The organism is Mesorhizobium sp. ES1-6, assembly GCF_020164775.1.
Lineage (GTDB): Bacteria > Pseudomonadota > Alphaproteobacteria > Rhizobiales > Rhizobiaceae > Mesorhizobium.
In genome coordinates, this window is record NZ_JAIUGU010000009.1 from 112903 (window position 1) to 124771 (window position 11869).

Sequence of the window (11869 nt, forward strand, 5' to 3'; positions counted from 1 at the left end):
GCGCATTCCTCTCGGTTTTCCCGGAGCACAACGCAACGCCTCCAAATATCATTAAGGCAGGCAGAGGGTTAACGGAGCGCTAACGGATCGCCGCTAACTTGATCTTTGTCTGGAGGTCGGGACGTTCTGACCCGAGACAATCGCAAAACCGGCACGGTCCCGGTGGAACGTGTTCAAGTTCGTGTATCTGGTGTCAGGCGTATCCTTCGTGTCATCTTCGGATTTCAGGCAAATCGCGATAAGGACGGAATCGGGAAAAGCCGAAAGGTTGTTCCGCGCCGCGGTGTCGGCGTTCTGCTCGCTGACCCGCCCGTCGCGCCGCGAGATCGGCCAGCTCGAGGACCTGACGCTGCCGCTGTTCGACAATGTGTCCGTCGAATCGCGACGCTACGTGGCAGCCGCCCTTTCCGAATGCGAATATGCACCCGCGGCCTTGGTGCGTCGCCTCTGCGAGGAACCGGTCGACATCGCCGCGCCGCTGCTCATCCGCTCGCGCGCCGTCAGCGATATCGACCTGATCGCGCTGATCGGCCGGCATGGGCTGCCGCATGCGCGCGCCATAGCGCGGCGCAAGGATCTGAACCCGACCATCGCCGATCTGATCAGGGTGCTCGAAAGACCAACGCTGGTGCGGGTGCGGGATCCGGAGACGGAATCCTACCCGGCGCGAAGCCTTGCCGCGAAAACCCACGCGACGGCCGACGGCGCGGAAACCCCGCAGGCGCCCGGCCGGCAGACGCCCGGCGTCGCCGCGGAAAACGCGCGGCGCAGGCTGCGCTCCATGATGCGCACCGGCGACGAGGCCTCGGCGGCGAAGGTCGATGCGTTCCCGGGTGCGGATACCTACGTCAAACTACGGGAGACGGCTCTGACGGGAAACGCCGCGTTCTTCCAGACCGCGTTGGCGGACGCCCTCGACATTGATTTCTCGATCGCGCAATCGCTGACCGCCAACCAGAACTATGCGCCGCTGCTTGCGGCGCTGCGTTCACTCGACTTCAGCGAGGACCGGGCATTCCTGATCACGGTCGCCGTCTATCCCGGCCTGTTCCCGCACCCGCAAGCCATCCGCACCTATCTCGACCGCTACCGGCTCCTGCATCGCGACGTGGCCCTGGACAAGGTCAGGGGATGGAAGGCCGAAACGCTGTCCAGAGTGGTTCGCAACGCGTCGCCGGCAAACAGCGAAGCCCGCAAGGCCTCCAACAGCGACGAAGCCGAGGCGCCTGGCCTCAGGGCGTCTTCACGGAAATAAGCTCTTCGAGCGGAACGGTCCCGGCCTCGATCTCGACCACCCAGATATCGGGATCGAATTTCTTCTCCCGCTCGAGTCTGGCGTCTAGCACGGCTGCATCATCCTCGGTGGCAAGAAGGCTGAAGAACCGGTCTTCCGGCTTGTCCGAATCGTAGCTCGTCTGCGGCGCCGGCCCGTAGAGAGCGGTTTCGCCCAGCCTGCCTCGTGCCAGGATGAACACAGCCCCGGCCTCGGTTGCACCGCGCTTGACCACGGCGGCAAATCCGCCAGCGCCGAAAACCCGGCGCAACAGGGCCGACACCCACAGATCAGCGGTTACGCGCATGGCAGACTCCCGACGGCACTCGGGCTCTCTATCGAAATTTTACGTCCGGGGCGAGCCGTCGTTTTGGCCGTCAGTTGGTCAGGCCGATCTCGCGCATCTTGACGTAGACGATCTCGTCGGGCTCGCCGGTCTGCGGCAAGCCGAACAGCGACTGGAACTCCTTGATCGCGGCCTTTGTGCGCGCACCGACGACGCCATCCAGTTGCATGTCGTCATTGCCGAAGGCCTTGAGCCCGGCCTGGATCTTGATGATGCGGGGATCTGGTCCTTCGGTCGAGGTCGAGGCGGTACTCGCCTGCCCGGAATTCGTTTGCCCAGAATTCGTTTGCCCGGAATTCGTCTGCCCGGAATTCGTCTGCAACGACACGGGAACGGCGGCCGGCGCCACGTCGGGACGAGGCTGCGGCCTGGGCACGGCGGCGGTCTTCGGCGTTGCACCCAGTTGGTCCAGCAGCAGCGCGTCGATCTCGCCCGAGGCGTTCAGCCCGACCTTCTGCTGATAGGCCTGTATGGCCTTGCGCGTGTTGGGCCCGGAGATGCCGTCGACCGTGCCGGAATAGAAATCGAGGTCCTTCAATATGCCTTGCACCTGCTCGACCACCGGATCGCCCTTGATCGGGGCGGGCGCGGCGTTGGACCGCACGATGTTGATTGTCGTCTCCGGCTCGTCGGCGGCGTGCGGAACACCCTGGAAATTGCGTGTGGCGAAAAACGCCCCGGCATGCGGGAAAGGCTGATACCACAGCGCATTCGCCGAGACATAGAACAGCGTCACCAGGAATGCGGTCGAGCCTCCCACCAGGACGGGATTGCGCGAAATCATGCCGCCGACGGCGATGGCGCCATCCTGAAAGGCATTGCCGCGGCGTTTGACCGCCTTAGGCTGTTTTGCGGAGCGAGCCATTTCCGTCCCCTTTCGCCCTCGGCACCGGCATCGTCAGCACTCCGCTCGGGTTGGCGGGGCGGCCCTTCGGCCCGCTGACCGGCAGGCTGATGGTCACCGTGGTGCCCTCGCCCGGCATGCTTTCGATCGACATGGTCCCTTGGTGCAAGGCCACCAGCCCCTTCACCAGCGAAAGGCCAAGACCCGTCCCCTCGAAACGGCGTGTATAGTCGTTCTGGATCTGCATGAAGGGTTTGCCGAGATTGGCGAAATCCTCCTCGGCAATACCGATGCCGGTGTCCCTGACCCAGAAATGCAGGCGCGACCCGATCCGCTTGGCGCCGACGACGACATCGCCGCCATCGGGCGTGAACTTGATGGAGTTGGAAACGAGGTTGATGAGCATCTGTTGTACGGCGCGGCGATCGGCATTGATGTCGCCTGCGTCCGGGGCGATCTGCGTCCGCAGGTCGATATTCTTGGCCTGCGCCTGCAACCGCATCATCGACTGGCACATGTCCACGGCTTCCATGAACCGGAACGGCTCCGGCTCGGTGGCGTAGACGCCCGATTCGATCCTCGACACGTCGAGTATGGATGTCACGACCGCCAGCAAATGCTGGCCCGAATCCCGGACGAGGCCGACATATTCCTTCTGGCGCGGATCCTTGAAGGCGCCGAACATCTCATGCAGCAGCATGTCGGAGAAGCCGATAATGGCGTTCAACGGCGTGCGCAGTTCATGGCTCACCACCGCCAGGAAGCGGCCCTTGGCCACTTCGGCGGCGGCAGCGGTCTCATTGGCTTGCGCCAGTTCGTCGCGCAGCCGCGCGGTCTCGTCGTTCTGGCGCAGGACGAGCGTGAAGACGTCGCTCTGTTCCTCGCCGCGCACCAGTTCGAGCGCGAATGGCTGGTAATTGTCGGCCACCAAACCATTGCCGTTGTGGGCGCCACCGCCATTCTGCGGCAGCCTGATGCGCAATTCGAGGCGGCGCGACAGGGCGCCATCGCGCATGTCGGCCAGGGCGCTGAGATAGGAGACGCGGTCCGACAGATGGACGCGGTCGAAGAGGCCCGTTCCGGACAAAAGCTCGGGCGGCAATTTCAGCAGCGTGCGCGCCTTGGCGGACGCATCCACGACTTCTCCGTGGCGCGCGACCCGCAAGACCACCGCGTCGATAATGTCTTCCAACCGGTCGCCCGCATCGACCGTGTCGGCAGCGCCGGCGGTGCCGCGAAAGGCCGATATGCGCGGGACGAGGGTCAGCGCCCAGGCCAATGGCACCAGCCAATGCCAGGCGGCGACGTGCGAGCCCACGAATGGAAGGAAGGCGGCGGACAAGGACTGAAGGGCGATGGCGATGACGGCCGAAGCGGCGCCCCACAATGCCGCACGCCGCGAAGCGCCGATCCACCAGGCTTCGAATGGCAACGCCAGGGCAAGCATGGCGACAGGAGAACTCAATCCTCCCGCGGCACAGATGAGACCGCCAAGGGCAAGCGCCGCCATCGCCAGGGCGATCGGCCCCGCAGCGGCCATCTTGCCGGTAGCGGCCACCAGCAGGGCGACGAACCAGCACAGGCCGAAGGCCGCGAAAATGGCGGCCATGGTCACGGCGGCGCCCATCCCCGACGTCACCAGCGTGACCGCCGCGCCCGCGGCAAAGAACGGTGCGGCCAGCATGACGCCAATGAAACGGCGTTGGCGCTCGCGGTCGCTCCCTTCATGAACGCTGGGGTGAACCATGCGCTCACAACCGGCCGCCATTGCGCCAGGCAATTCAGCGTATCTGGCCTCGATCGGCATCAACTCAACGCACTCGCACTCGTCGTGAACAGCTCTGCTTTTGCAGATTGTCTTGGTTGGCTTTGAAACTCGCATCCAGCGTTTAAGGAATGGATAAGGCAGGGCCGACCAAGGCCCGCCCCGCGGCAAATATCGGGATGGCGGCGGCCGAAAACCCGGGCAAATGCAGCCATAGTAAACGGACGGTTATTCGCGAACACCCGTCGCCAGCCAGCCGATCGAGCCGCCGGAATCGCTTGATCTCGTCGGAAGTACAATGAAACCAATGGGATGGATGGTTATCACACAGTAAGGAAAATTGTCCCGATCCGAGACAAATCGGCAGCAAGAACGCCTGGTTTCGAATTTGCCTAAAATTTGAAGAGAATTTTCGTTTTGCCTGCAAGCCGTCCTTCGTGCCTGTGTGCCAACATGCTGCCCATAAAAGAGGTCATGCCCTTTGATGCATGATCCGGTCACGACGAGAGGCAAGGCATGTTCTTCCTGATAAGAATGGCTTTCTGGTTTTCCCTGGTACTGCTGGCGCTGCCGCTGGGTGTCGGGTCCGATGAAACGGGCCAGGAAAGCGTCGGGCCGATTCAGGCCCTGTTCGCGGCGCGCGACGCCGTCGGCGACATCGCCGGAATCTGCGAACGCAAGCCCGACGTCTGCGCAACCGGCAAGTCGGCGATGCACACCATCACCGCGCGCGCCAAGGAGACCGCCAAGATCGCGGCCGCCATGCTGGATGACAAGTCCGCCGGCCCCGACACCACGACAATGACCGGCAGCGTGCCGGAAGTCGTCCTGCCCGAAACGGTCGACCTGCCCATCAAGAATTAAGCCGTCTCGACGGCGCACCGCGGGCTGTCTGCCCTCTCGACGCCCGCGGTGTCCTTGTTTTTCTCGTGACGCGGCGCCGCCGCGTGACTATATCCGGCTCATGACGACGACGATCCAGACGATCCGCGACGATTTTTCCTTCCTCGATGAATGGGAAGACCGCTATCGCTACGTCATCGAGCTCGGCGAAGCCCTGCCGCCGTTCCCAGATGAGCAGCGCAACCCCGCCAACAAGGTGCCAGGTTGCGTGAGCCAGGTCTGGCTGACCACCGAACGGGGACCGGGCGCCGACCCCGTCATCACCTTCACAGGCGATTCGGATGCCCATATCGTGCGCGGACTGGTCGCGATCATGCTGGCGCTGTTTTCCGGAAAGACGGCCAGCGAAATCCAGAGAACCGACGCCGAAGCGACGCTGAAGGCTCTCGGCCTCGACGAGCACCTGTCACCCCAGCGCGCCAACGGGCTTCGTTCGATGGTCAAGCGCATCAAACGCGATGCGGAGATGGCGCTCGCCCATACTGCGTGACAGATTGCTGCCCGCGCGACAGGTTTCCAACTTCCATTTTCCTACCCAGCAAAGCAAAACGGCGCCCGAAGGCGCCGTTCGATTTCAGTTCGCTTCTGAAAAAGCGGCTACCGCGCCTTGCGTTTGCGGCCAAGGCCCATCTTCTTGGCAAGCTGCGAGCGAGCCGCCGCATAGTTCGGCGCCACCATCGGATAGCTCGGGTCCAGGTTCCATTTTTCGCGGTACTGATCGGGCGTCAGATTGTAGTGAGTCATCAAGTGACGCTTGAGCGACTTGAACTTCTTGCCGTCTTCAAGACAGACGATGTAGTCGTCATGAACAGAGCGCTTCGGGTTGACAGCCGGCTTCTGCTTGTCGGCAGGCGGCTGTTCAACGGTTCCGCCCACGCGACCGAGGGCGGCGTGGACATCAGATATCAGGTTCGGCAGTTCGCCGACCGGCACGGGATTGTTGCTGACATAGGCAGCCACCACATCGGCGGTGAGCTCGATCAGCGCATCATTGTTTCTGGAAGGTGTTTCGACAATATCCATCATCTTCAGGCCCCAACAAGAGTTACGTCGGTCTGTGCCCCTTTTTACAGGCAGGGCATCGCACGAATTTATGCAGATAGAGCTTCTGCGATTCGCGTCACAGGGACATCAATGCGACCGCACGTCAAGTAAGTCAATTCGCCGCCTGCATTATATTTAGGGATTTTGATCAACTATTCCGGGATCAGCTTCAATCTTTCGTGCACCATGTAATTTTTCGATATTTCGTTCGCCAAACGGATAAAGGCTGACGTTAGGTCAGCTAATCATTACATTCGCGATAACTCACAAAATAGGTTTCAATGTTCGGGTTTGCTTGGCGGCCACACCGACAAGCTTGGTTGTTCACACCTGTCCACAAAACCAGAGGTTGCCGACCATTCGTTGGTCAAAACGGCGTAATATATTTGCCATAGGCCCAGCCGGTGACGAAGACGCCGTTCTTGGCGGGGTCATGCCAGACCTCGCACCAGCGATAGCGGACTGTCTGTTGCTGTTTCCATGCCGGTTGGCCGGCAATGTCGAGCAGGTTCATGCCGCCGGTGCATCGTCCTGTCATCTGCAGGACGGTCCCGTTCGGGTAGGCGGCCTGCTTCTGGGATGTCCCCGACGGATATTTGCGCACATTGAGCGTGTCGCCGAACGGCACATTGGCCACTTGCCAAGCCGCGAATACGGTCGCATGAGACTGGCCGGAAAAGACCAGAGTTAGCGAAGCAACGGCGAAGGCCGTGGCAATACGAGACCGAATAGTCATCTTCTCTCCTCCCGGCCACCTCAATGGGCCCACACCACCTCTACGTAACGGCTCTTGAACCCGTCCTGATCGGCGTGTTCATTCGTCATTCAAGATATTTCCAGAGCGAGACGCAATGACCAGGACTTCCCGATTTCCAATCGTCAGCGCCCCTGCCCCCGAGAAAAGGCCCGTCTCGGACACGCATCACGGCATCACGCGAACCGACGAATATGCCTGGCTGCGGGCGGATAACTGGCAGGAGATGTTCCGGGATCCTTCCTTGCTCGATCCCGGGATCCGCGCCGAACTCGAAGCCGAGAATGCCTACCAGTCGAAACTGATGGCCGACACATCGGATCTGCAAAAGCAGCTTTTCAAGGAAATGAAGGGCCGCATCAAGGAAGACGATTCTTCGGTTCCGATGAAGGACGGGTCTTATGCCTATGGGTCCTCCTTCAAGCTGGGCGGCGAGCAGCCGCGCTATTTCCGCACGCCGCGCGATGGCGGACCCGAGCAGATCCTGCTCGACGGCGATGCCGAGGCCGCGGGGAAAGCCTATTTCCGGCTTGGCGGGGTCGATCATTCGACCGACCATCGCAAGCTTCTATGGGCCTTCGACGACAAGGGCTCCGAATTCTACACGCTGCGCGTGCGCGACCTGGCCGATGGCATGGAACTGGCGGACCAGATTCCCGCGACAGGCGGTTCGGGCGTCTGGGACGCGGGCAATGACGGGTTCTTCTACACGCGTCTCGATCCAAACCACCGGCCGTCGAAAGTGCTGTTCCACGCCCTGGGCCAAAACACTGAAAACGACCGGCTGATCTACGAGGAAACCGACCCCGGCTTCTTCATGAACGTCGATGGGACCCGCAACAATCAATGGATCATGATCGGCATCAACGACCATGAGACCTCGGAATACCGCCTGCTGAGTGCTAGCGATCCATTTGCCGAACCGAAGCTGGTTTCGGCCCGCGAGACCGGCCTTCAGTATGAGTTAGAGGAAGGCGGCGACATCTTCTTCGTCCTGACCAATGCGGATGGCGCCAAGGACTTCAAGATCATGACGGCGCCGGCGAGCGATCCTGTCCGCGCCAACTGGCAGGAACTGGTGCCGCATGAGCCGGGCCGGCTGATCCTGTCGGTGATCGGCTTCAAGGACCACATGGTCCGGCTCGAGCGCAAGGAAGGCCTGCCGCGCATCGTCGTGCGTGACCGTGCCAGCGGCGAAGAGCATTTGATTTCCTTCGACGAGGAGGCCTTCTCGCTCGGCCTTTCAGGGTCCCTGGAATACGACACCGAGATGATGCGCTTTTCCTACTCGTCGATGACGACGCCGTCGCAGATGTTCGACTACAACATGCGGACCCGTGAGCGTGTGCTGCTCAAGACCCAGGAAGTGCCGTCCGGTCATGACCCACACCAGTATGTCACGAGGCGGCTGATGGCGCCCGCGGCCGATGGCGAACTGGTGCCGATCTCGCTTCTGCATCACCGCGACACGCCGCTGGACGGTTCCGCGCCTTGCCTGCTCTACGGTTACGGCTCCTACGGCATCACCGTGCCGGCCGCCTTCAATACCAACTGGTTCTCGCTGGTCGACCGAGGCCTGGTCTTTGCCATCGCCCATGTCCGCGGCGGCAAGGACAAGGGTTATGGCTGGTACGATGACGGCAAGCGTGCGCAGAAGATGAACACCTTCACCGATTTCATCGCCTGCGCGCGTCACCTCGTCGCCGAGCGCTATACCGCGCATGACCGCATGGTCGCGCAAGGCGGCTCGGCCGGCGGCATGCTGATGGGCGCCATAGCCAACATGGCGCCGGATTGCTTCGGCGGCATCGTGGCCGAGGTTCCGTTCGTCGATGTGCTCACCACCATGCTGGATGCGAGCCTGCCGCTGACCCCGCCGGAATGGCCAGAATGGGGCAATCCGATCGCGTCGGCGGACGACTACCGGACGATCGCCGCTTATTCGCCCTACGACAATGTCGCCGCGCTCGACTATCCGCCGATCCTGGCGCTCGCCGGCCTCACCGATCCGCGCGTGACCTATTGGGAGCCGGCCAAATGGGTGGCGCGGCTGCGCGACCGCAAGAGCGGCGACAATCCGGTGCTGTTCAAGATCAACATGGATTCCGGCCATGCCGGTGCCTCCGGCCGGTTTTCACGCCTTGAGGAGATCGCCTATACTTATGCCTTCGCCCTGAAGGTAACGGACAAGGCATAGCTTACGGAGGAACGCCGCGATGATCGATCTGTCCACAGCGATAGCCTACATCGCGGTTGTGTTCGGTTTTGTCTTCATTCCGGGTCCGGCCACGCTGTTGACTATCGCCCGCGCGACGAGTTCGGGAACGAGGGTCGGGATCGCCACCGGCGCCGGGATCGCGGCCGGCGATGTGTTCCACACCGTGATGGCGATGGTCGGCATCTCGGCGATCATCGCCACGTCGGCGACGCTGTTCGGCATCGTGAAATATATCGGCGCGGCCTACCTCGTTTACCTCGGCATTCGCGCCATCATCGAGAAAGCACCGACCGATCCGACCGCTGGCGCGCTTGCGATATCGGCCGGCACGGCGTTTCGACAGGCTGTCCTGACCGAGGTGCTCAACCCCAAGACCGCGCTTTTCTTCCTGGCTTTCCTGCCTCAGTTCGTGCGTCCCGAAAACGGATCGGCGATGGTTCAGCTGGCCGTATTGGGGATCATCTTCGTCATGCTGGGGCTTTTCAGCACGGTCGTGTTTGCCGTCAGCGCAGGGCGGCTCGGCGGTTTCCTGCGCCGAAATCCGACAGTGCTGAAATGGCAAGGCAAGGTTGTCGGCGGTATCTACTGCGCCCTGGGTGTCCGCCTCGCCTTGCAACAGCGCTGACGCCAGACAGCAAACATCCGCCGACAGGCGTGATGATCATGACTTTTTGACTTCCGCGCGGTTCATTTCCGCTCGCAATCGCGCCGCTCGCGCGCTACCCAAGGCACGATTTTCCTGGGCACGAGCCCGCACTTGCACAAGGGTCCATTATGCTGCTCGTCGACGTCTACCTCGACAAATCGCCGATCCAGGGCATTGGTGTGTTTGCCAAAAACCACATCCCCAAGGGGACGCTGGTCTGGAAGCTCGACCCCCGGTTCGACCGCATCATTGACGTCGAGACCTATGAGGGCGAGACCGGGCCGGTGAAGAACTATCTCGACCGCTATTCCTACCCCGACCGGCGCGATCCGGCCTATATCGTCTTCGAAGCCGATGACGCTCGCTACATGAACCATGACGACGAGCCGAATTGCGATGTTTCATCGCCCGAGGAAACCTACGCCTTGCGCGACATCGCCCCGGGCGAAGAGTTGACCTGTAATTATAATCATTTCTTCGAAACAGGCTTCGATTTCCTCGGCGATCGCCACCTGTAGTGCGAAGATTGACTCTTTGTTTTGGCGCAATTCCGGACGGAAAACCATTTCACACTTTTCCTGGAATTGCCCTAATTCGTGCTTTTCTGGCGCGCCGGATAGCCGTTGGGATGCGGGGGTATCGCCTTGAGGTAGGCGGCGATCGCCGTGCGGTCGTCCGCCGTCAGCTCGGCCATGTTGCGCTGAACGTCGACCATGGCGCCGCCGACGGAATCGAAATCCGGCGTGAAGCCGGTTTCGAGGTAGTTGGCGATATCGGACGCCGACCAGGTGCCGATCCCCCCCTCGCCCGAAGTGATGTTCGGCACGACGCCCGAGCCCTCGGCGGCCACGGCGCCGGCAAGCCATTCGCCTTTCCTGGTGCCGCCCGCGAAATCGCGCGGCGTGTGGCATTCGCCGCAATGGCCTGGTCCTTCGACCAGGTAGCGGCCTGCCATTACGGGCTCGGGCGTGCCGTCAGGCAGGGGAATGACCGGCTGGTCGCGGAGATAGAGCCGCTTCCACAGGCCAATGCCGCGCCGGATGTTGAACGGGAACGCCAGCGAATTGCCCGGCGGTTTGCCAGCGACGGCGGGCAATGTCTTGAGGAAGGCATATAGGTCGGCAATGTCGGACGGTTTCATGCGCGCGTAGGACGCGTAGGGAAACGCCGGATAGAAATGACGGCCCGACGGCGATACGCCCTTCAGCATCGCGTTGGCGAGATCCTCGACCGACCACGCCCCGATGCCATCCTTGGGATCTTGCGAGATGTTGGGCGGAACGAAGGTGCCGAACGGCGTCTTGAGTTCGAGGCCACCCACCAGTTCAAGCCGTGCGTCGCCCTGCGACCCGGGCTTCGCGTGGCAGGAGGTGCAGCCGCCTGCGTAGAAAATGCGCTTGCCCCGGCTGGCGTCGCCGGGGCCGAGTTGCGCCAGGGCCGCCGCATTGAGCCTGACCGGCGCCGACAGCAGCCAACCGGCGGCCGCGCCGGCGACGCCCACAACGAGGGCGGCGCCGACGAGCTTCCTCAGCCAGGCCATTTCTGGCGATCAGCCCTTCTTGACCCTGTAGCCCTGGTGGCAGGTGCCGCAATCCGAGCCGATGGCGCCGATCTGCGTCTTCAACGCGTCGGCATCCGCGGGAGCGGCGGCGACCGCGGCCTTGACGTCGGCGAGATACTTGTCCTCGGCCGCCTTGAAGCCGGCCATGTCTTCCCAGATCTTCGGCGCCGCCGTGGTGTCGCCCGTATCGCTGCCCTTCGGGAACAAGGCCTCGACGTCGAATTTCTCGGCATTCGCCTGCAGCGCCTGAAGTTGCGTCAGCACCGCGGCGGCATCAAAGGGCTCCTCGCCCTTGGCCACTTTCGACAGGCCGCCGACGATCTTTCCACGTTCCTTCATCAGAGCCTGCCGGTCGAGGATCGGATCGGCAAAGGCCGCCGACGCCGCGAGGGCGAGCATGGAGATGGCGATGACAAGCTTTCTCATTCATTTGGCTCCTTGATGAAGGCATTTCAGGACAGGAGGTTAACGGATGCGGCGGGAGGAATATTCCCTTCTTCCCGCGTGAATTTCGT

The 11869-nt window shown here is 62.2% G+C and carries 13 protein-coding genes; 6 read left to right on the top strand and 7 right to left on the bottom strand.

All coding sequences use genetic code 11. The annotated features are described in order from the left end of the window. Nucleotides 1-208 precede the first annotated feature (208 nt). Nucleotides 209-1255 (top strand): hypothetical protein, encoded by a 1047-nt coding sequence (locus tag LB564_RS21435; RefSeq protein WP_224540735.1) that lies wholly within the window; start codon nt 209-211, stop codon nt 1253-1255. Here the strand turns inward: LB564_RS21435 and LB564_RS21440 are convergent. The 3 genes from LB564_RS21440 to LB564_RS21450 form a co-directional block, all read right to left on the bottom strand. Next, the gene (locus LB564_RS21440; protein ID WP_224540737.1) at nt 1233-1580 is read right to left on the bottom strand and encodes a DUF1491 family protein; all 348 of its coding nucleotides are present in this window, start codon (nt 1578-1580) and stop codon (nt 1233-1235) included. The two genes, LB564_RS21435 and LB564_RS21440, sit on opposite strands and share 23 nt — an antisense overlap. Before the next feature lie 70 nt (nt 1581-1650). Further along, a complete protein-coding gene (locus LB564_RS21445; protein WP_224540739.1) occupies nt 1651-2484 on the bottom strand; it encodes a peptidoglycan-binding protein in 834 nt (277 codons plus the stop codon). Further along, on the bottom strand, nt 2459-4210 hold the full coding sequence (locus LB564_RS21450) for a sensor histidine kinase (RefSeq protein WP_224540742.1): 1752 nt from the start codon (nt 4208-4210) through the stop codon (nt 2459-2461). Before LB564_RS21450 ends, LB564_RS21445 begins: the two co-directional genes overlap by 26 nt. 534 nt (nt 4211-4744) lie before the next feature. Here LB564_RS21450 and LB564_RS21455 point away from each other — a divergent pair. Both LB564_RS21455 and LB564_RS21460 read left to right on the top strand, forming a co-directional pair. Continuing rightward, nucleotides 4745-5092 carry a DUF5330 domain-containing protein gene (locus tag LB564_RS21455; RefSeq protein WP_140709811.1) on the top strand — a complete coding sequence of 116 codons (348 nt, stop codon included), beginning with the start codon at nt 4745-4747 and terminating at the stop codon, nt 5090-5092. 100 nt (nt 5093-5192) lie between these two features. After that, complete coding sequence (locus LB564_RS21460) at nt 5193-5621, top strand: SufE family protein (protein WP_224540745.1); 429 nt, start codon at nt 5193-5195, stop codon at nt 5619-5621. 107 nt (nt 5622-5728) lie between these two features. Here the strand turns inward: LB564_RS21460 and LB564_RS21465 are convergent, their stop codons facing one another. Further along, nucleotides 5729-6154 (bottom strand): MucR family transcriptional regulator, encoded by a 426-nt coding sequence (locus tag LB564_RS21465; RefSeq protein ID WP_140746786.1) that lies wholly within the window; start codon nt 6152-6154, stop codon nt 5729-5731. A 388-nt stretch (nt 6155-6542) separates the two neighbouring features. Further along, nucleotides 6543-6911 carry an SH3 domain-containing protein gene (locus LB564_RS21470; RefSeq protein ID WP_224540747.1) on the bottom strand — a complete coding sequence of 123 codons (369 nt, stop codon included), beginning with the start codon at nt 6909-6911 and terminating at the stop codon, nt 6543-6545. A 115-nt stretch (nt 6912-7026) separates the two neighbouring features. Between LB564_RS21470 and LB564_RS21475 the strand changes: the two genes are divergently transcribed. The 3 genes from LB564_RS21475 to LB564_RS21485 all read left to right on the top strand — a co-directional run bounded on the left by LB564_RS21475 (nt 7027) and on the right by LB564_RS21485 (nt 10311). Next, nucleotides 7027-9126, top strand: coding sequence for a S9 family peptidase (locus LB564_RS21475; protein WP_224540748.1), 2100 nt, complete (start codon nt 7027-7029; stop codon nt 9124-9126). Nucleotides 9127-9145: 19 nt separating this feature from the next. Then, complete coding sequence (locus tag LB564_RS21480) at nt 9146-9772, top strand: LysE family translocator (protein WP_224540750.1); 627 nt, start codon at nt 9146-9148, stop codon at nt 9770-9772. Between the two features lie 149 nt (nt 9773-9921). After that, on the top strand, nt 9922-10311 hold the full coding sequence (locus LB564_RS21485) for an SET domain-containing protein (RefSeq protein ID WP_140709801.1): 390 nt from the start codon (nt 9922-9924) through the stop codon (nt 10309-10311). Between the two features lie 71 nt (nt 10312-10382). Here LB564_RS21485 and LB564_RS21490 read toward each other — a convergent pair whose 3' ends face one another. Together LB564_RS21490 and LB564_RS21495 are read right to left on the bottom strand one after the other, a co-directional pair. Continuing rightward, nucleotides 10383-11333, bottom strand: a complete 951-nt coding sequence (locus LB564_RS21490; RefSeq protein WP_224540752.1) for a cytochrome c — start codon at nt 11331-11333, stop codon at nt 10383-10385. A 9-nt stretch (nt 11334-11342) separates the two neighbouring features. Beyond that, nucleotides 11343-11780: a c-type cytochrome gene (locus LB564_RS21495; RefSeq protein WP_224540754.1), complete on the bottom strand. Its 438-nt coding sequence runs from the start codon at nt 11778-11780 to the stop codon at nt 11343-11345. Nucleotides 11781-11869: the final 89 nt, after the last annotated feature.

What these genes read in the sequence shown, in the direction of transcription:
- LB564_RS21440 (WP_224540737.1), bottom strand. Translation starts at nt 1,580, where the DNA reads ATGCGCGTAACCGCTGATCTGTGGGTGTCGGCCCTGTTGCGCCGGGTT.
- LB564_RS21445 (WP_224540739.1), bottom strand. Translation starts at nt 2,484, where the DNA reads ATGGCTCGCTCCGCAAAACAGCCTAAGGCGGTCAAACGCCGCGGCAAT.
- LB564_RS21450 (WP_224540742.1), bottom strand. Translation starts at nt 4,210, where the DNA reads ATGGTTCACCCCAGCGTTCATGAAGGGAGCGACCGCGAGCGCCAACGC.
- LB564_RS21455 (WP_140709811.1), top strand. Translation starts at nt 4,745, where the DNA reads ATGTTCTTCCTGATAAGAATGGCTTTCTGGTTTTCCCTGGTACTGCTG.
- LB564_RS21460 (WP_224540745.1), top strand. Translation starts at nt 5,193, where the DNA reads ATGACGACGACGATCCAGACGATCCGCGACGATTTTTCCTTCCTCGAT.
- LB564_RS21465 (WP_140746786.1), bottom strand. Translation starts at nt 6,154, where the DNA reads ATGGATATTGTCGAAACACCTTCCAGAAACAATGATGCGCTGATCGAG.
- LB564_RS21470 (WP_224540747.1), bottom strand. Translation starts at nt 6,911, where the DNA reads ATGACTATTCGGTCTCGTATTGCCACGGCCTTCGCCGTTGCTTCGCTA.
- LB564_RS21475 (WP_224540748.1), top strand. Translation starts at nt 7,027, where the DNA reads ATGACCAGGACTTCCCGATTTCCAATCGTCAGCGCCCCTGCCCCCGAG.
- LB564_RS21480 (WP_224540750.1), top strand. Translation starts at nt 9,146, where the DNA reads ATGATCGATCTGTCCACAGCGATAGCCTACATCGCGGTTGTGTTCGGT.
- LB564_RS21485 (WP_140709801.1), top strand. Translation starts at nt 9,922, where the DNA reads ATGCTGCTCGTCGACGTCTACCTCGACAAATCGCCGATCCAGGGCATT.
- LB564_RS21490 (WP_224540752.1), bottom strand. Translation starts at nt 11,333, where the DNA reads ATGGCCTGGCTGAGGAAGCTCGTCGGCGCCGCCCTCGTTGTGGGCGTC.
- LB564_RS21495 (WP_224540754.1), bottom strand. Translation starts at nt 11,780, where the DNA reads ATGAGAAAGCTTGTCATCGCCATCTCCATGCTCGCCCTCGCGGCGTCG.